Origin of the sequence: Micromonospora sp. CPCC 206171 (assembly GCF_036906755.1) — a bacterium.
Classification (GTDB): Bacteria; Actinomycetota; Actinomycetes; order Mycobacteriales; family Micromonosporaceae; genus Micromonospora; species Micromonospora purpureochromogenes.
On sequence record NZ_JBAKHT010000005.1, the window covers coordinates 149211 to 167767 of the forward strand.

14 protein-coding genes, 2 tRNA genes and 1 pseudogene are annotated in these 18557 nt (G+C 71.0%); 8 read left to right on the forward strand and 9 right to left on the reverse strand.

What is annotated here, in order from left to right:
* Window positions 1–30 precede the first annotated feature (30 nt).
* The 4 genes from V6U89_RS09115 to V6U89_RS09130 all read right to left on the reverse strand — a co-directional run bounded on the left by V6U89_RS09115 (window position 31) and on the right by V6U89_RS09130 (window position 6478).
* Window positions 31–1215 carry an ROK family transcriptional regulator gene (locus tag V6U89_RS09115; protein WP_334570290.1) on the reverse strand — a complete coding sequence of 395 codons (1185 nt, stop codon included), beginning with the start codon at window positions 1213–1215 and terminating at the stop codon, window positions 31–33.
* Between the two features lie 110 nt (window positions 1216–1325).
* Window positions 1326–2399, reverse strand: a complete 1074-nt coding sequence (locus tag V6U89_RS09120) for a sugar phosphate isomerase/epimerase family protein (protein WP_334570291.1) — start codon at window positions 2397–2399, stop codon at window positions 1326–1328.
* 85 nt (window positions 2400–2484) lie between these two features.
* Window positions 2485–5805: a ThuA domain-containing protein gene (locus V6U89_RS09125; RefSeq protein ID WP_334570292.1), complete on the reverse strand. Its 3321-nt coding sequence runs from the start codon at window positions 5803–5805 to the stop codon at window positions 2485–2487.
* A 283-nt stretch (window positions 5806–6088) separates the two neighbouring features.
* Window positions 6089–6478, reverse strand: a complete 390-nt coding sequence (locus tag V6U89_RS09130; RefSeq protein WP_334570293.1) for a hypothetical protein — start codon at window positions 6476–6478, stop codon at window positions 6089–6091.
* 284 nt (window positions 6479–6762) lie between these two features.
* Here V6U89_RS09130 and V6U89_RS09135 point away from each other — a divergent pair.
* The 5 genes from V6U89_RS09135 to V6U89_RS09155 all read left to right on the forward strand — a co-directional run bounded on the left by V6U89_RS09135 (window position 6763) and on the right by V6U89_RS09155 (window position 11072).
* A tRNA-Asn gene (locus tag V6U89_RS09135) sits at window positions 6763–6835 on the forward strand.
* A 299-nt stretch (window positions 6836–7134) separates the two neighbouring features.
* The gene (locus tag V6U89_RS09140; protein WP_334570294.1) at window positions 7135–9258 is read left to right on the forward strand and encodes an MMPL family transporter; all 2124 of its coding nucleotides are present in this window, start codon (window positions 7135–7137) and stop codon (window positions 9256–9258) included.
* Window positions 9248–10489, forward strand: a complete 1242-nt coding sequence (locus V6U89_RS09145) for an NAD(P)/FAD-dependent oxidoreductase (RefSeq protein WP_334570295.1) — start codon at window positions 9248–9250, stop codon at window positions 10487–10489. The genes V6U89_RS09140 and V6U89_RS09145 overlap by 11 nt, the downstream gene beginning before the upstream one ends.
* 129 nt (window positions 10490–10618) lie before the next feature.
* Window positions 10619–10695: transfer RNA gene (locus V6U89_RS09150), tRNA-Ile, on the forward strand.
* Between the two features lie 161 nt (window positions 10696–10856).
* Window positions 10857–11072, forward strand: a complete 216-nt coding sequence (locus V6U89_RS09155) for a hypothetical protein (RefSeq protein WP_334570296.1) — start codon at window positions 10857–10859, stop codon at window positions 11070–11072.
* Between the two features lie 42 nt (window positions 11073–11114).
* On the opposite strand, the gene V6U89_RS09160 is transcribed toward V6U89_RS09155, so the two are convergent.
* The gene (locus V6U89_RS09160; protein ID WP_334570297.1) at window positions 11115–12293 is read right to left on the reverse strand and encodes a hypothetical protein; all 1179 of its coding nucleotides are present in this window, start codon (window positions 12291–12293) and stop codon (window positions 11115–11117) included.
* Between the two features lie 188 nt (window positions 12294–12481).
* Window positions 12482–12709, reverse strand: a complete 228-nt coding sequence (locus V6U89_RS09165) for a hypothetical protein (RefSeq protein ID WP_334570426.1) — start codon at window positions 12707–12709, stop codon at window positions 12482–12484.
* Here V6U89_RS09165 and V6U89_RS09170 point away from each other — a divergent pair.
* Window positions 12684–12920, forward strand: a pseudogene (locus V6U89_RS09170) (transposase); the annotation flags it as partial. The gene V6U89_RS09165 and the pseudogene V6U89_RS09170 sit on opposite strands and share 26 nt — an antisense overlap.
* A 6-nt stretch (window positions 12921–12926) precedes the next feature.
* Here the strand turns inward: V6U89_RS09170 and V6U89_RS09175 are convergent.
* Window positions 12927–13502, reverse strand: a complete 576-nt coding sequence (locus tag V6U89_RS09175) for a TetR/AcrR family transcriptional regulator (protein WP_334570298.1) — start codon at window positions 13500–13502, stop codon at window positions 12927–12929.
* Window positions 13503–13693: 191 nt separating this feature from the next.
* On the opposite strand from V6U89_RS09175, the gene V6U89_RS09180 reads away from it, so the two are divergent.
* Window positions 13694–14413, forward strand: coding sequence for a hypothetical protein (locus tag V6U89_RS09180; protein ID WP_334570299.1), 720 nt, complete (start codon window positions 13694–13696; stop codon window positions 14411–14413).
* A gap of 119 nt (window positions 14414–14532) precedes the next feature.
* Here the strand turns inward: V6U89_RS09180 and V6U89_RS09185 are convergent, their stop codons facing one another.
* Complete coding sequence (locus V6U89_RS09185) at window positions 14533–14733, reverse strand: hypothetical protein (RefSeq protein ID WP_334570301.1); 201 nt, start codon at window positions 14731–14733, stop codon at window positions 14533–14535.
* Between the two features lie 506 nt (window positions 14734–15239).
* Here V6U89_RS09185 and V6U89_RS09190 point away from each other — a divergent pair.
* The gene (locus V6U89_RS09190) at window positions 15240–15500 is read left to right on the forward strand and encodes a hypothetical protein (protein ID WP_280838027.1); all 261 of its coding nucleotides are present in this window, start codon (window positions 15240–15242) and stop codon (window positions 15498–15500) included.
* A 157-nt stretch (window positions 15501–15657) separates the two neighbouring features.
* Here V6U89_RS09190 and V6U89_RS09195 read toward each other — a convergent pair whose 3' ends face one another.
* A complete protein-coding gene (locus V6U89_RS09195; RefSeq protein ID WP_334570304.1) occupies window positions 15658–18486 on the reverse strand; it encodes a ricin-type beta-trefoil lectin domain protein in 2829 nt (942 codons plus the stop codon).
* Window positions 18487–18557: the final 71 nt, after the last annotated feature.

The window sequence follows — 18557 nt, forward strand, 5'->3', positions numbered from 1 at the left end:
CGGTCGGCCAGGCTGCCCCGGCGAGGCCGGTCAGTCCGTGGCGAAGGCCTGTTCGCTGATCAACCGGGCCGCGCCCACCATGCCGGCCCGCTCGCCGAGGTCGGACAGGACGATCGGCATCGTGCCGGTGGTCAGCGGCGCCGACCGGCGGTAGACCACGGCCCGGATCTCGGCCAGCAGGGTGTGCCCGAGACCGTCCGGGGCGCCGCCGATGATCACGATGCCGGGGTTGACGAAGCTCACCAGCCCGACCAGCACCTGGCCCAGCCGGCGGGCGGCGTCCCGCACGACGGCCTGCACCGCCGGGTCGCCTCCGGCCGCCGCCCCGGCGACGTCCGCCATGGTCAGGGTGCCGATGGTGGCCAGCCGGTCGGCCAGGGCGGGGGAGCGGCCCGACCGCGCCGCGTCCAGCGCCGCGCCGACCAGCCCGGCCTCGCCGCAGTACGCCTCCAGGCACCCCGCCTCGCCGCAGGCGCAGCCCGGGCCGTCGTCGGCGAGCCGCAGGTGGGCGATGTCGCCGGCGCCGCTCGTCGCGCCCCGGTGCGGCGCGCCCCGCAGCACCAGGCCGCAACCGATCGCGCTGCCGAGCTTGACGTACAGGAAGTCGTCGAAGGTGCGGCCGATCCCGGCGTGCTGCTCGCCGAGCGCCATCACGTTGGCGTCGTTGTCGACCAGCGTCGGGCAGCCCAGCTCGGCGCCGAGGGCGTCCCGCACCGGAAACCCGTGCCAGCCGGGCAGGGCGCCGGGGGCGATCGGGGTGCCCGCCCGGAAGGCGACCGGCCCCGGCAGCCCGACGCCGACGCCGGTGAGCTGGGCCAGGCCCAGTTCGGCCCGGAGCTTGCCGACGAGTTCCGCGGCCCGGGCGACCACCGGCCCCGGACCGGACCGGACGTCTGCCGGCTCGCGGAGCTCGGCCAGCACGTTCAGCTCGCCGTCGGTGACGGCGACGGTGAGCCGGTCCGTGCCGATCACGACGCCGGCGAAGCGGACCGTGCCGGCGACGCGGAGCAGTGACGACCGCCGGCCGCCGCGGGAGGCCGCCGGCCCGGCGGTCTCGACCAGGCCCAGCTCCACGAGGCGGTCCACCTCCGCGATCAGCCGCGACCGGGACAGGCCCACCGCGTCGCCCAGCTCCACCCGCGACCGCGGGCCGTCGTCGCGCAGCATCCGCAGCAGTCGTGCCTGGTACGCGTTCTCCGGTCGGACGGGAACCATCGCCACCACCTCCGGCCGGAGTCTTCCACGGCGGTGTTACGCCTGATGGCGCGAGTGGCCGCACCCGGTACGCCGCCCGGGTGCGGCCACTCGATCCATGGTCGGGTCCGTCAGCCCCGCAGACCCGACATGTGCTGGTAGCTCACCTCGGCGTAGCGCAGCGAGCGGCCCGGGTCGGCGCTGCCGCCCGGCGCGTTGTCCTGCTCCCACATCGGGTTGTGGTAGCCCTTGGCACCCATGTTGGCGAAGAAGGTGCCGTAGTCGATGTCGCCCTGGCCGAGCGGCACCATGTCGTACCCGGCGCTGCTGGCCGGGTTGAACGCGCCGTCCTTGGCGTGGAACAGCGGGAACCGGATCGGCTGGGCCGCCACCGTGGCCAGCGGGTCGAAGACGTCGGTCTGCGTCACCCCGTCCGGGTCGGTGTAGCTGCGGAACCGGTGCTGGGCCACGTGCGCCCAGTAGATGTCCATCTCGAACCAGACGTACTCCGGGTCGGTGAGCCCGATGAAGTACTCCAGCTTCCGGACACCCGAGGACCGGGTGGGCCGGCCCAGCGCGTCCAGCGGCCCGCTGTCGAGCAGGAAGTTGTACGCCGCGTCGTGGTTGTGCGTGTAGAGCTTGAGCCCACGGGCGGCGGCCAACTGGCCGAGGGTGTTCCACCGGTCCGCCGCCGCGTCCCAGTCGGCCTTGTAGTTGCTGCCGGTCGGGTCGTTGCCGGTGCCGATGTGGGTCATTCCCAGCGTCTCGGCGATGTCGAGCTGCTGCTCGAACGCGGCGAGGGTGGTCGGGTTGATGGTGCTCGGGATGGAGGCGTGCGAGCCGTTGGCGCGCAGCCCGTTGTCGTCGAGGATCTTGCGGATCTCGGCGGCGGTGATCTGCCGGCCCAGGATCGAGACGTGCTGGTTGTAGCCGGCGAACTCGACCTCCTTGTAGCCGATCTCGGCGAGCCGGGCGAGCACCCTCTCGAAGCCGTACGGCACTCCGGTGGCGTCCGGTGCGGCGCCGATCCGGTCCCGGACGCTGTAGAGGATGATGCCGCGCTTGCCGGTCGGCACGAGCAGTCCGTTGCCGTCGGCTCCGGCGGCGGGCGCCCAGCCGGCGGCCCCGACGGCGGCCGCGCCGGCGACGCCGGCGAAGGCGCCGAGGATCCGACGACGGCTCATTCCGTGCTGGTTGTCGTTCATCTGCTGCTGCCTCTCTCGGTGCGATGACGGGTGATGGTGCCCAGGGCCGCGGACCGCCGGGCGGCGGCCCGCGACCACGGCGGCGCTACGGAGCGACGCCGATGCCCTGGCCGGTGAACTCGACCCAGTTGAGGTTGCCGAAACCGCCGGTCGGGCCGCCGGGAACGGTGTGGAACACGAGGTAGAGCCGGTGCGTGCCGCCCGGGTCGGTGATCGGCACGCCTGTGCTGGTGAAGGCGTTGTTGCCGCTGGTCGCGTTGACCGTGGCGGTGCTCAGCAACGGGCCGGTGGGGGAGTCGAGCCGGAACTCGACGCCGAACCGGGGCTGCCCGGCCGTGGCCGCGCTGCCGCCCGAGGTGCGCAGCGTCACCGACTGCATGTTCTGCAGGTTGACGGTGTTGTTGACCGCGATCCAGTCGCCCGGATCGAGGCTGCCGCGCTGCTGCCCGCCGCCGGTGTCGGCGCTGGTGCCGACGGTGGTGCCCGACTCGTCGGTGGCGAACTCGACCTCCTGCCGCTTCGCCTGGACGATCTGCTGGTCGACGGTGGTCAGCGCCGGTTGGCCGTTGGCGCCGCCGTCGGTGTATGACGCGCTGACCACGCCGTAGATGTAGCCGCCGTGAGACGCGTCGTCCGGATCGGTGGGCAGCACCCCGGAGCAGCCGAACTGGTTGGCCTCGCCGTGGCCGTGCTGGTCGTGGCCGAGGACGAAGGTCACCTCCACCTTGGCGCAGTCGACCGGCCCGTCCTCCGGATCGGTGACCGCCACCGACCAGGGGATGTCGTCGCCCCAGCTGAAGAAGCCGCCTTCGAGCGGGGTGTTGACCGTGACGGTCGGCGCGGTGTTGCCGACGGTGATGGTGGTGTTCGCCGACGCGCTCTTGCCGCTGGAGTCGGTCACCGTCAGCCGGGCGGTGTAGACCCCGTTGGCGGTGTAGGTGTGCGACGGGTTCGGGTCGACCGAGTCGGTGGTGCCGTTGCCGTCGAAGTCCCAGGCGAACGAGATCGAGTCCGCCGGGTCGGGGTCCTTGGAGCCCTCGCTGGAGAAGGCGACGGTCAGCGGCGCGATGCCGTTGGTGGGCGTCGCGGTGAGCACGGCGTTCGGCGCCCGCAGCCCCTTGACGTAGCTGAACTTCAGCATCGCCGCGTCCGGGTTGACGTTGAAGAACCCGTCGCCGTACGTCAGCAGGTAGAAGTTGCCGTCCGCGCCCCACTTCATGTCCATGGGGTTGTCGCAGAGGAATGGCTTGGCCGCCGTGGTGGGTGCCTGACCGCAGTTCAGCACATTGTTGATCTTCAGGATGTCGCCCTTGGCGTCGAGCCGGACCTCCTTGAGGGTGTCCCGGGTGAACTCGCCGAAGAAGACCGCGCCGTCGTAGTACTCGGGGAACTTCGTCTCCGACCTCAGCTCCGGGTCGAAGTCGTAGCGGGCGGCTCCGTGCGGTCCGACACCGCCGGTGCCGAGTTCCGGGAAGAGCACCGGGCAGGTCTGCGTCGGTGTCGACAGGTAGGACTGCGGGCACGGGGTCGGCGCCTGGAACGAGTACCAGAGCTCGGACTTCTCCACCGCCGGCAGGTCGGTCAGGCCGGTGTTGTGCCGCGAGGTGTTCTTCGGCGCCGCGCAGTCGAACGGCGCGACCGGCGAGATCGGACTGGTGGTCCAGTTCATCTCGATGTACGGCAGGTCCGGCTGCACGCACATCGGCCAGCCGTAGTTCGCCGGCTTGTCGATCACCATCATCCGGCCGGTGCCCGCCGGTCCCCGGCCGACCGCGGCCGTCGAGGAGTCGGGGGAGTAGTCGGTGACGTACGCGACGTCGTTCTTGTCCAGGGTGATCCGGAACGGGTTGCGCAGCCCCATCGCGTAGATCTCCGGTCGGGTCTTCTCGGCGCCGGCCGGGAAGAGGTTGCCCGCCGGGACGGTGTACGAGCCGTCCACCCCCACCGCGATGCGCAGCACCTTGCCCCGCAGGTCGTTGGTGTTGGCGGAGCTGCGCCGGGCGTCCACGAAGGGCGCCTGGTAGACGCCGGTGGCGCTGACCGAGTCGTTGTGCGGCGAGAAGCCGCCGGAGCCACCGCCGCCGGCCGGGGTGTCGTCCCCGGTGACCAGCCAGAGGTTGTTCTTGGAGTCGAACGCGATGTCGCCGGCCACGTGGCAGCAGGCGCCCCGGTCCACCGGCACCTGAAGGATCTTCTGCTCGGTGCTCAGGTCCAGCGACGGGGTTTCGCCGTCGACGAACTTGTAGCGGGAGAGCTGGAAGTAGCCCTTCCACCGGTCCCAGGTCGTGGGGTCGGTGCTGGTGGTCGGCGCGCCGCCGGTGGGGGTGTCCAGCGGGGGCGCGTAGTACAGGTAGACCCACTTGTTGGTGGCGAAGTCCCGGTCGATCGCCGGGCCGTACATCCCGTCCTCGCTGTGGGTGTAGACCGGGATCTGGGCCAGCACGATGGTCTGGTTGCTCTCCGGGTCGTGCAGGCGTACGCCGCCGCGGCGGTCGGTCTGGATCACCCGCCCGTCGGGGAGCGTGTCGAAGCCGATCGGCTCGTTGACGTTCGGCTGGGCCCCGATCACCGTCATCTGGTAGTTGGCCAGCACGGTCGCGCCGCAGTCGCCGTCGGTCACGCCGGCCGCCCACTGGATCGCCCCGCCGAGGTGGGCGCGCAGGTCGGTGCTGCCGTAGCTCTCCGGCGTCGCGCCGAGTCCGGTGTAGAAGGAGCGGCCGCCCTGGTAGTCCTTGCACCAGGTGACCGGGTGGTCGAAGCCCATCGACCCGCCGGCGTACGTCTTCTCGTCCACGGTGGCCAGCACGTGCGACACGCCCCGGACGTGGTCGGCGAAGTTGTACCAGCGGTCGCTGTGCGTCCACCGTTCCGGCAGCCGCTCCGAGGCGGGATGCACCCGGTCGGCCACGGTGACGGTGGCCGGGCTCGCCGACGTGGCGGCGCCGGTCGCCCGGGTGCCCAGGACCTTGTCCAGGAAGGACCAGCCGGGCTCGGCCTCGATGGCCGAGTGGACGCCGACGAAGCCGCCGCCGTCGCGGTAGTACTGCTCGAACGCGGCCTGCTGGCCGTCGGTGAGGACGTCGCCGGCGGTGTTCAGGAACACCACGGCGCGGAACTGCTTGAGATGCGGCTCGTCGAACCTGCGGGCGTCGTCGGTCACCTCGACGGTGAACCGCCGGTCGTTGCCGAGCTGCCGGATCGCGTCCACTCCGGCGGCGGTGGCGGCGTGGCTGCCGCCGGCGGACCGGGTGAAGACGAGGACCTTGTAGTCCATGCCGTTGCTGGCCGGCACCGGGGCGGCGAGCGCCGGCGTCGGCTGCGGTGGTGCGGTCGCGACGAGTGTCGCGCCGACGAGGGTGAGAAGGCTGAGGTAGGCGATGGCCCTTCGGCCGGTGGGTCTGCGCATCGAACCTCGCTCTGGTCGGGGCGGGTCCGCCTCAGCGCCGTCGCTGAGGAGGGTCGCTACGAGTACCAAGAGCCTGGCCAGGTTCTACGCAGGACGATATTTGCGCGGAGGACCAAAGAGAAGAGGTTGACGGCAGAAGTTTTCGATGTTTGGTGCGAACTTTTGCTTCAAATCGCCGAAAGTGGCACCGGCTGGGGTGGGGGAGGGTCTGACCTGCCGTGTTTCCGGCCCACACGCCAGCGGGCCGGTCGTCGACGACGACCGGCCCGCGTGGAAGGTGCGGTTAGAGGGTGCTGGCGTTGGTGCCCGTGCCCGACGGCTTGGGCCGCGCGGTGGTGGACGACGAGCTGGGGGAGCTCGACGAGCTGCCCGACTTCGCGCCGATGGTGGCCGGCGTGCCCGCGAACGCGTCGTCCGCCGCGGTCAGCTCCTGCTTGTTGCCGTTGCCGGTGCCCAGCTTCTCACCGAGCTTGGACTGGCCGAGCTTGTCCTTGCCCTCGCTGTAGAGCCGGGTCGCCTGGGCCTGCGCGACACCCGCCGCCTCCTGGACGGTCGGGTGGTCGAGCACCTTACGGCCCCGGACGACCAGCTCCTCGTACTTCTCCCGGCCGGCACGGGCGCCCAGGACGAAGCCCGCAGCCAGCCCGCCAAGGAACATGATCTTTCCGCGCATGGCGGCTCCTTTCGTACCTGACGCTCCGCCGTTCCCGCCCGGAGATCCGGTTGGGTCCGACCATGTCGCGCCCTAGTCCTCTGTCGGCAGCTAACTACCCATCCTGCTCCGCGCTCATGCCTGGTTGTGCCGTGATGACGATTTGTCCGGTTTTATTCCTGCCGTGTCGCGGCCCTCCCCGGCGAGGGCTGTGGAGGTAACCCCCTGGACCAGACCCCCCGGGAATCCTGTACTCTTGTGCCGTCGCCGAGCGCCGGGGAGATCCGGAGCGCGGTGACAAGCAGTCCCCCGTAGCTCAATTGGCAGAGCAGCCGGCTGTTAACCGGCAGGTTTTTGGTTCGAGTCCAAACGGGGGAGCTCCCGCTCCACCCGCGCCCGTCGGCCCCGCCGACGGGCGTTTCTCGTTCCCACCCCCCGGATCACGCCTCGCCCCCGTCCCGGCCGCGACCTCCCCGGTGATCAAGAAGTTTGCGTCACCGACCTGCCGTCCCCAGACGCAAACCTCTTGATCACCGACTCAGACGGATCACGAAGGGCGGGTGTGGGGTCGGCGTGCAGTTCCGGCCCGGCGGGGCGTGCTCGGGCGGCAGGATGGGCGATGTCGGCTTAGTCTTTCGATGCGTCGATTGGTGCGTCGATTCACGGGACGGGTGGAGATGGCCGGAAGACGGGGACCTGCCGCGGCCACGCTGATCGCGGTGCTGGTGGTGCTCGGCTGGCTCGTGGTCGGCGGGATCGCCGGGCCGTACTCCGGGAAACTGGGCGAGGTCGCCACCAACGACAACGCCTCGTTCCTGCCCGCCGACGCCGAGGCGACCCGGGCGCAGAACCTCGCCGGCGGCTTCGTGGAGCGGGAGAGCACCCCGGCGCTGGTGGTCTACGAGCGCGGCTCCGGCATCACCGACGCCGACCGGCAGCGGGCGGCCGCCGACACCGCGCGGTTCGCCCAGCTCCCGGGCGTGCGCGGGCCGCTGCCGCCGCCGGTCCCCAGCCAGGACGGTCAGGCGCTCCAGGTCGTCGTACCGATCGACGAGTCGGAGGGCGAGGAGATCGGCCGGGTGGTCGAGGAACTGCGCGGGATCGCCGGTGGCGACCGGGACGGGCTGACCGTCGACGTCGCCGGACCGGCCGGGCTGCTGGCCGACCTGATCGAGGTGTTCGGCGCCATCGACGGGCCGCTGCTGCTGGTCACCCTGGTCGTGGTGCTGGTGATTCTGCTGATCGTCTACCGCAGCCCGGTGCTCTGGCTCTTTCCGCTGCTCGCGGCCGGGATGTCGTACGCGCTGGCGTCGGTGTTCGTCTACCACCTGGCGAAGAACGACGTGATCAAACTGAACGGGCAGGCGCAGGGCATCCTGACCGTGCTGGTCTTCGGCGCCGGCACCGACTACGCGCTGCTGCTGATCGCCCGCTACCGGGAGGAACTGCACCGGCATGAGCGGCCCTGGGACGCGATGAAGACCGCCTGGCGGGGCGCCGCCCCGGCGATCATCGCCTCCGGCGCCACCGTGATCGTCAGCCTGCTCTGCCTGCTGCTGTCCAGCCTCAACTCCAACCGGGCGCTCGGCCCGGTCGCCGCCGTCGGCATCGCCGCCACGCTGGTCGTGATGCTCACCTTCCTGCCGGCGCTGCTGGTGCTCGGCGGCCGGTGGGCGTTCTGGCCCCGCCGGCCCCGGGCGGACCAGGCCGACCCGCGGGCCGAGCACGGCATCTGGAGCCGGGTCGCCGGCTTCGTCGCCCGGCGCGCCCGCCCGGTCTGGTTGGTGACCGCCGCGGCCCTGGCCCTGCTCACCCTCGGCCTGGCCCAGCTCGGCGTCACCACCCTCGGCCAGTCCGACCTGTTCACCAACCGGACCGACTCGGTCGCCGGCCAGGAGGTCATCGCCCGGCACTACCCGGCGGGCACCGGCAGCCCGGCGACCATCTTCACCAACCAGCAGGCCGCCCAGGAGGTCGCCCGGGTGGCGCAGGGCGTCCGCGGCGTCGCCGCCGTACGGCCGGTCGCCGGTGAGCGGGCCGGTCCGCCCGACCCCAACGCGCCCCCCAAGGTGGTCGATGGCAAGGTGCAGCTGGAGGCGACGCTGTCCGACCCGCCGGACAGCGACGGCGCCGAGCGGGCCATCCGCGACCTGCGGGTGGCGGTGCACCGGGTCGCCGGCGCCGACGCCGTGGTCGGCGGGTTCACCGCGATCAACGTGGACACCTCCGCGGCCTCCACCCGCGACCGCAACGTGATCATCCCGGTGGTGCTGGTGGTCATCGCGGTGATCCTGGCCCTGCTGCTGCGCGCCCTGCTCGCCCCGGTGCTGCTGATCGCGACCGTGGTGCTGTCCTTCCTGGCCACCCTCGGCCTGTGCGCGCTGATCTTCCGGTACGTCCTCGACTTCCCCGGGGTCGACGCGTCCTTCCCGCTCTTCGCGTTCGTCTTCCTGGTCGCCCTCGGCATCGACTACAACATCTTCCTGATGAGCCGGGTCCGCGAGGAGTCGGTCAAGCGGGGCACCCGGGCCGGGGTGCTGTCCGGCCTCGCGGTGACCGGCGGGGTGATCACCTCCGCCGGCATCGTGCTCGCCGCGACGTTCTCCGCGCTGGCCGTCCTGCCGCTGGTGGTGCTGGTGGAACTCGGTGTGGCGGTGGCGGTGGGCGTACTGCTGGACACCATCGTGGTCCGCTCGCTGCTGGTGCCCGCGCTGTCGTACGACATCGGGCCGAAAATCTGGTGGCCGAGCCGGCTGGCCCGGACGGCCCGGACCGGGACGGAGGCCGGGCATGCTGGCTGAGACGGACGTCATCATCGTCGGCGGCGGCCTCGCCGGGCTGGCCGCCGCCCGCCGGCTGCACCGCGCCGGCGTGCCCTGGCGGCTGCTGGAGGCCGGTGGCCGGCTCGGCGGCCGGGTCGCCACCGACGCGGTCGACGGCTACCTGCTCGACCGCGGCTTCCAGGTGTTGAACACCGCCTACCCGAGGCTGGGCACCCTGCTCGACGTCGACCGCCTGGAGCTGGGCTGGTTCACCTCCGGGGTGCTGGTGCGCCGCGGCGACCGGCTCGACCGGCTCGTCAACCCGCTGCGCGAGCCCGGCGGCGCACCCGGCACGGCCCTGGCCGGCATCGGCTCGCTGCTCGACCGGATCCGCTTCGCCGCGCTCGCCACCGGCTGCGCCACCCTGCCGAAGAGCCGACTGCTCACCGCACCGGAGACCACCACCGAGGCCGCGCTGCGCCGGGCCGGGCTCTCCGACACGATCATCGAGGAGTTGCTGCGGCCGTTCCTCTCCGGCGTCCTCATCGACCGGGAGCTGGAGACCTCCAGCCACGTACTGGCGATGATCCTGCGCTCCTTCGCGCGCGGCCGGATCGGCCTGCCCGCCCGGGGGATGGCCGCGCTGCCCCGGGCCGTCGCCGAACCGCTGCCCGCCGACCTGATCGAGCTGGACACCCCGGTCGCCGAGGTGGCGCCCGGCCGGGTCCGCACCCAGGCCGGCGACGTCGGCTGCCGCGCCGTCGTGGTCGCCGTCGACCCGCCGGCGGCGGGAATGCTGCTGCCCACCCTGGCCCGGGTACGCATGCACAGCTACACGACCTACTATCACAGCACGCCGGAGGCCCCGCTGGACGAGCCGATCCTGCTGGTCGACGGGGACCGGCGGGAGATGGTCGCCAACACCGTCGTGGTCAGCAACGCCGTCCCGACGTACGCGCCGGCCGGGTGGCATTTGGTGGCCACCTCGGTGGTCGGCCCGAGCGCCCCGCCCGAGCCGGCGATCCGGCGCGAGCTGGACCGGCTCTACGGACGCTCCACCGCGGACTGGACCCACCTGACGACCGTCGAGGTCCCCGCCGCGCTGCCCGCCGCGCCGCCGCCGCAGGGGCGACTGCGCAAGCCGGTGGCGCTCGGCGACGGGCTGTTCGTGGCCGGCGACCACCGGGACAGCCCGTCGATCCAGGGGGCGCTGGCCAGCGGCTGGCGGACGGCCGGGGCGGTGCTGGCGGAGCTGCGCGCGGTGGGGTGATTCCAGGCCTTCTCCGGCGGCTGCTGACTGTTATCCTCGCGTAGCCCATCGTGCCGGTCGGGTGTCTGTGTCGGCCGTTTCGGTGGTGGCCGGTGATCCGCCGAGCGGGTTACGATCCGGCGCGGTATCGGGGCGGTAGCTCAGCCGGTTAGAGCAGGGGACTCATAATCCCTCGGTCGCGGGTTCGAGTCCCGCCCGCCCCACCAGGCAAAACCCCTGCTCAACCATGGTGCCGGCGTCCGCACGGACCGCGTCGAGGTCCGGACCGACGCCCTCGGTCCGCACTGAGTCCGCGGCAGCACGACCCGCCGCCGGTCGAGGCGGTCCGCCACCTGGTCGCGGGCGGCCTCGAGAAGGTCCGGGTGCCATGCACCTGCTGGGCTCGGGGATGCTGATCGCGGCGGCGTCGATGATCGCGTGGCCCTCTCGTCGACGTCCCCGCTGGGTGTTCGCCTACGGGCGCTTCGCCGGTCCACTGGCGGTGGCGCCCGCTCTGTCGGTCGCGACTCCGTCCCTGGTCAGGCCGGACCCCGCGTTCCGGCTACTCGCCGCCCTCGGGATCGTCGGCCTGGCGGGGTCCTGAAGGGCCAGTTGCGCACCGCCAGCACCGATCACCCGTCGAGGGTCACCGGATGGCGCGGCGCCGTCGGGTCAGGAGCAGCAGCACGCCGCCACCCACCAGCATGGCGAGGCCGGTTCCGGCGGTCAGCCCGGCCCGGAACCCGGTGATCGGCAAGCCGCCACCACCAGCGCCACCATCGTCACCGGGGTCGCCGCCGTCACCCGGGTCGCCGCCACTACCTCCGCCGCTGCTGTTCGCGGCCACCACGACCGCGAACCCGTCCTGGTTGTCGCTGTCGTCCACGTCGACGGCCCGTACGGCGACGGCGTTCGTGGGAAGGTCGCTCCGCGCCGGAGCGGAAAGGTCCGACCGCGGGTCGCTCAGGCCCTCGACCCGGACGGTCCCGTCGCGCAACGTGACCGGCGCCTTCGTGGCGGCCGACACCGTCACCAGGTGGTACAGCTCGACGGCGGAGTGGAGCTGGTCGTTCGGGTCGGTGTCCTGGTCGACAGGAACGAGGGCCAGCCGGTCGTAGGTGCAGACCGCCGCACGCCCGGCTTCACCGAGGACGCATTCACCGGGCGGCCTGGTGAACGTCGCGCCCACGGGCGCGCGCAGCTCGACCTTGACGCCATCGACCGGCTTGCGCCCCTGGTTGGCGATCGTGTAGCGCACCGCGCCCGTCTCACCCGGATTCAACGTGCCGGTGGGTTCGAGGCTGCCGTCGGCAGCGCTCCGCACCGACTGCGTCACGTCCGGCGCGACCACCGAGAGGTCGGCTTCGGGGTTGTCCACCACCTCGATCGGGAACCACTTCGTGTTATCGGCCGGATTCGTGTCTTCCGGTTTGACCTCGACCGTCACCTTGATCCGGCCCGCGAGGGGCTCTTCGGCCTGGACGGTGGCGAGGATGGGAAGCTCCACCGTCTCGCCCGGCCCCGGAAGCTGATCCGGCAGCAGGTTGCAGTACCAGCCGGAGACATCGCCGTCGCAGTCACGCGGCCCGCCGGTCGGCCAGAACATGATCCTGAAATCGAACCTGTCCAGATCCGAGGCGTCGACCCGGACGACGACTTGGGTCGGGGTCGCGTCGCCCCGGTTGCTGAGCTTCAGGTGAAGCGTCTTCTTCGTGACCCCCAGCGGAATCGTCCCGCCGGCCAGGTCGACAGTGAGGTCCGGACCCGCCGGCGCCGCCGAGGCGGACGTTGCGGGCACGCCGACCCCTCCGAGAAGAAGCAGCACGGTGGCCACCGTTCGGGGCAGCCACGGAAGTCCGAACCTCATGACGGAGCCCTCCGGATGAACGGGCGGTGCGATCCGTGGACCTTATCGGCACCCGGCCGGGTTCGGTATCCCCCGCGTGACCCGTGTCGGAGGGCGCGACTGGTGCCGTTCCAGGCTACGTGCGCCCGGTTCGTTGCGCTGTCGCGCTAGGCGGCCTCGAGGACGAAGAACAGGAAGCACAGGATGAAACCCGAGGGGGAGGTCATGAGGTCGGGGAACGCCTTGCGGGCACCGGGTGCGGGAGGTGGTTCGCTCACGACGGCGATCCGGAAGCCGGCTGCGGTGAACTCGTTGGCTATCGCGTGCAGTGGTCGGTGCCAGTACGTCAGCACGGCGGGCTGGCCGTCGAAGTACCGCCGTGAGTTACGCGCCAAGGGCATCAACCCGGTCATCGCCCGACGCGGCACCGGCCACGGTTCCGGCCTCGGGACCCGACGGTGGGTCGTGGAGCAGACCATCGCCCTACTGCACTGGTTCCGCCGCCTACGCATCCGCTGGGAGATCCGCGACGACATCCACGAAGCCTTCCTCACCCTCGGCTGCGCCATCATCTGCTGGCGCCGACTCCAACGCTCAAAGAGTTAGGAGCTCTTAGGCCGGCGCGAGCAAGGTGTCGAACATCGAGAAGAAGGCGTCGAAGGCGGCGGGGGAGCGGTCGGTACGTGCCCGGATGAGCGTGCCTTCCCAGGCGTTGACGAGGAAGCCGGCGGTGACCTCGGGGTCGACGTCGGCGCGGATCGTCCCGGCGCGCTGCGCCTCGACCAGGGTTGTCGCGATGAGGCTGGCCCACTTGTCGAGGCTGTCCCGTACGGCGTTCCGGATGGCGTCCCGGTGGTCGACGATCTCGGTGCCGAAGTTCCCGTACAGGCAGCCGCGGTGGTACTCGTACCGGACGACCTCGTCGCGCAGGAACTCGAAGTGCGCCCGGAGCCGCTGCAACGGCGGGACCGAGCTGTCGGCGAGGTCCTCGAGCCGGCGTCCGGCGCCGTACCGCTCGAGCGCCACGATGGCGAGGGCTTCCTTGCTGTCGAAGTGGTTGTAGAACGACCCCTTCGGTACGCCGGCCGCCTGGGTGATGTCGTTGACGCCGGCGGCGTTGTACCCGCGGGCGTGGAACCGGTCGAGCGCGGCCGTGACGATCTCTTCGCGCGTGCTCTTCCTGGCCAAGACGGACCACCTCCCGGGGGGAAATATGACCGGTCGTCTTGGCCGCGTCAAGCTCACCGTCATGTGATCCAGCGCTCGTTGCCGCAGATAAGACGACCGGTCATATTCAACCGGTGGCCGGGTAAGCAGCGCCTGGTCAACCGGTGTCTACCCCGGGACGACGGATCCACCTCACCGAGGAGAAAATGATCGTGATCGACCTTACGAACACCGTCATCAAGGCCCATGGCGGCCTGGACCGCTACCAGCAGTTCAGCTCGGCCACGGCCCACTTCCGCTCCGGCGGAGCGCTGTGGGCCATCAAGGGCCAGGAGGGGATTTTCGACCAGGCCGCCGTACGGGTCGACCTGCGCCAGCAGCACGCCAGTCACTTCACGTTCAAGGCGCCTGACCTGCACACCTCGTTCACGGCTCAGCGGGTGGCCGTGGAGAGCGACACCGGCGAGGTGAAGGCCGAGCGCCTCAACCCCCGTGCCTCCTTCGCCGGCCACGTCCTCGAGACCCCCTGGGACGACCTGGACGTCGCCTACTTCGCCGGCTACGCCATGTGGACGTACCTGACGTCCCCGTTCACCTTCGCGAGGCCCGACTTCCAGACCGAGGAGCTGTCTCCCGTGACCGAGGAGGGGGAGACCTGGAACCGCCTCAAGGCCGTCTTCCCCGAGGACATCGCCACCCACTCCCGGGAGCAGACCTTCTACTTCGACCAGGACGGGCTGCTGCGCCGGCACGACTACACGGCCGAGGTCCTCAACGCGGGGCCGGCCGCGCACTACTGCTCGGACCACAAGGAGTTCGACGGCATCATGGTCCCGACCCGGCGGCGCGTCTACCCACTGTCTGAGGACGGAACCGTGGTGCGTGACATCGAGCTGGTCAGCATTGACATCGACAATGTGGTGTTCGCCTGACGCCGGGTAGCCGCTGATACCCCCCTGCCGCACGATCGCGGTCAGGGGGGGACATCGGGTTCGACGCGCCGGTTGGAGGGCAGTGCGAGGCCGAGCGCTCGTAGCGTTCGGCCAAGAGATCAGCGCTGCCGGTACTTGGTGGCGTCGGTCAACGCGCTCAACCGGTAGCGCAGCACCCGGGCTTGCCCGATCGACAACACCACCCGGTGAGCGGTAGTGGACACTGTCGCCGTCAACGCCACGACCGGTTCGGCCGCCGGGTGGGTCGTCTGCACCAGTCCCACGGTGAGGATCGACGCCTCGGATCGGTTGGTGTCCACATCAGTCACCCGCGACCGGTGTTCCCCGCGCTGGGGGCACCCAGACCGGTCGCACCAGCGGGGGTGCAACGGCCAGTCGGTCGCCAGCGTCCCGGTGGCGAATACGTGGACGTCTCCGCATTTCCGTTCGACGCCGGGCACCGAGGCCGCGGCCGCTGCCGTAAACCCGGCCGCCGTTATTGCGTCGGCCGCTGGCTCGGGATGGTCGGCGCAGGCGTACGCCACGGCGTCCAACGACCCGCCGTCCGATGAACCGCTGTAGACCTCGATGCGGACGGCCGCTGGTTCCCCGCAACCGTCGATAACGAACGGTAGATTCGCCATGGGTCGCACCTCCGATGTGCGATCAAGTCCCCCGGTCAGCGTGCGCGCGCGAGCCGGGGGCGTCGGTCAACAGTGCCAACTTGCAACCGTAGCTATGTTGGCCTCTGCTGTGAATGCCCTCGGTTGGCCAATTTGGAACCCCGACACGTTTGGCCTATCTCGATGCCAGCGAAGATGGCCAAGTGGATCTCGACCGGGCTATGCGCGCACTGAGGGTTGCCGAAGAGGCGCTACCGCAGGCGGAGGAACGTGCCGCGCAGGCCGCCCGGCAGATCAAGGCCGACGCCCGCGCCCGGGTTGAACAGGCCCGCGCCGAGCTGCACCGCGCCATGGTGGCGGAGTACCGGGCCGGCACCCGGCAGGTGGATCTGGTCAAGCGGACGGGCTACTCCCGCGAGCGGGTCCGGCAGATCCTGCGGGCCGGCGGCATCGAAGCGGACTGACTCCAGACGGACCTCCGACGTCCGGGTGACCGGGACCGGAGCCGTCTATGGGCTGGACATCCCGCTGCGCGACGCGGGCGTCGAGCGCTGACCCGGCGTATGGAAGCCGGCGGGCCACCGGCGAAGGACCTCTTCGCCGGCGGCCCGCCGTCATCGCTCAGCCGTTGACCACCCAGTGCTGGTGGGCGCCCCCGGCGTACGTCCCGATCTGGGCCTGGGTGCCGTCGGCGGTGCCGGCGCCGGCCGTCTCCAGCACCTTGCCGGACTGCGGGTTGAGCAGGGATCCGTTGCTCTGCGGCTGCCAGACCTGCGCGCCGGTGCCGTTGCAGGTCCAGAGCTGGACCTTGGTGCCGTTGGCGGTGCCGCCGTTGTCGACGTCCAGGCACTTGCCCAGCGCCCGGTAGGTGTCGCCGACCCGGCTCCACTGCTGGGCGGTGGTGCCGTTGCAGGTCCAGAGCTGGATCTTCGTGCCGTCGGCGGTGCCCGCGTTGCTGACGTCGAGGCACTTGCCGGCGACGCCGGTGATGGTGCCGGACCCGCTCGGGCCGTAGACCTCGAACTCGTAGACCCGGGCGGCCGGGTCGGTGGTGCTGGTCGGCGCGGTGATGTTCAGCCGTACGTAGCGGGCGCTCACCGCGGCGATGTCGTGCGTGGTGGTGCTGGCGGTGTTGCCGGTCACCGTGGTCCGGGTCGTCCAGTTCGATCCGTCGGGGCTGGTGGCGATGGTGAAGTCCTTCGTGTTCCAGGCGGTGTTCTCGCCGCCGGCGCCGGCGTGCTTGACCACGAACCGGTTCACGTTGGTGCTGGCCCCCAGGTCGACCTGGAGGTACCTGGTGGTGCCCTTCGAGCACCACTTGTCGGTGTTGCCGCCGGCGACGGAGCCGTTGACCGCCTTGTCGGGACCCTCCGTGGTGGTGCAGGAGCTGTCGGCGGTGGCCGGCTTGTTCAGGGCCAGGTTGCTTCCGCCGGTCGGCGGCGGGGTGCTGCCGGGGATGGCGTTGAGGGTGTACCAGGCCTCGGTGCTCCACAGTGACTGGCCGCTCTCGGAGGTGAACGGGCGGGGCGAGCGGACGTAGACCACCCGGCCGGCCTTGCGCCCGTCGACGGTCAGGCTGACCTTCTTGCGGTCCGTCGAGAGGGTGGCCGAGGTGACGGTCAGCGTCTCCTCGTCGATCTTCGGGCCGCCGTAGCTGGCGGTCGGCTCGTAGCGCCACTGCTTGACCTTGTAGTGCCCGGCCAGGTTCGCCGCCGTGTCGGTGGAGAGCGGCTGGGTGTACTCCAGCTCGAACCCGCCGGTGGTCGCGCGCATGGCCAGGATGTCGAAGGCGGTGGTGCCGTTGGGAGTCAGCTTCTGCAGGCCGTACGCGAGCTTGCCGCTCTGACCCCAGTTGCCGCCGGCGCCGAGGCCACCGACGTAGATCGCGCCGTCCGGGCCGAGGTTGACCTCCGAGACGCCCGCCTCCAGGCCCTGGGTGAGCCGGAACAGGGCGCCCTGGTACTCGCCGTTGACCTTCTCCACGTACGCGCGCTGGAGGCCGCCGTAGGTGACGTCGCCGATGACGAACTGCCCGGCGAAGGGGCCGGACCTCAGGTACAGCGGGGTGCTCGGGGAGTTGGCGATCTCGTTCTGCGGCATCCAGAGCACCGGCGGGGTCACCGGGTTGGTGTCGAACGGGCCCGCCGGGTTCATGTAGTGGTTGAAGAACCGGCCCTGCTTGACGTGCAGCAGTTTCGACGACGGCAGCCAGCCGCCCTGGTTGTCGGTGACGAAGATGCCGTCCTCCGGGCCCCAGCCGATGCCGTGCGGCGTACGCAGGCCACCGGCGACGTAGGAGACGGCGCCGGTGTCCTTGTTCACCTTGATCGTGGTGCCGCGGTTGGGGGCCGGCTGCGGGTTGGTCGTCGCGCCGCCGTAGTTGATCGACACCGACAGGTTCAGGTAGAAGTACCCGCTCTGGTAGAGCAGGCCGAAGGCGAACTCGTGGAAGTTGCCCCCGTACGGCCAGGTGGCGACCGTGTCGAGGCGGTCGGCGACCTCGTCGCCGTTTGCGTCGACCAGTTTCGTCAGCCGCTGCTTCTCCGACACGTAGACCACGCCGTCGACGACCTTCAGCCCCATCGGCTCCTTGAGGCCACCGGCGATCTTCTTGGTGGTTACGCTGCCGGGCCCGGTCGACCCGCCGGTGTTGTTGAGGATGTACACCTCGCCGTCCTGGGAGGTGCCGGACTGGTCGCTGCCGCCCCAGGTGGAGATCACCAGGCGGCCGTCGGACAGCCAGTCCATCCCGGTCACCTTCGGCTGGAAGCCGCTGGGCCGCAGGTTGGTCAGGGTGTAGCCGGGATACACGCCGGTCAGCGGCAGACCGTCGCCGGGGGAGTCGGTGCCGCCCTCGCACTCCTTCCTGCCCGGGGCGGTCACCCGCACCACGCCGGCGTCGGTGCTCAGCGCCGAGTTGGGCACCACGACGAAGGCCGACGAGCCCGGAGCTTTCCACTCCAGGGTGATCTGCTGCCCACCCTCGCGCTCGAAGTGGTCGATGCGCAGCGGGTGCAGCCCGGCGGTGAGGGTGACGGTGCCCTCCTTGGCCGGGGTCGGTCCGTGCAGTCCGTCGTGGTTGATGACGACCTTGTCGTCGATCGACAGCCGGGAGCCGTCGTCGCTGGTCAGCCGGAACGTGTAGCTGCCGGCCTGGGCGATGTTCAGGTTGCCGAGCACCTGGGAGACGAAGTACTGGTCGAAGCCGAAGTCGGTGGTCGACGTCCAGTTGATGGTGGGCATCAGCTTGTCGACGTTCGGCGTCTGCCCCGGCTTGAGGGTGCAGATCTCGTTCAGCGGCACCTGCACGTCGAAGACGCGCAGCGTGACGCCCGGTTCCTGGGCGGGGGCGGCCTGGGCGGGGACGGCCCAGACGCCGGTGGCCATGACGAGTGCGGCGATGGTGGTCAGGACAGGACTGCGGAATCGGCGCAGCAGCCGTGTGCCCATTGCTCCTCCTGGGAGGTCGGGGTGGTCCGGCGGCATGCCGTGTGATGCGGTGGGGGAGCGGTAGCCGCCGG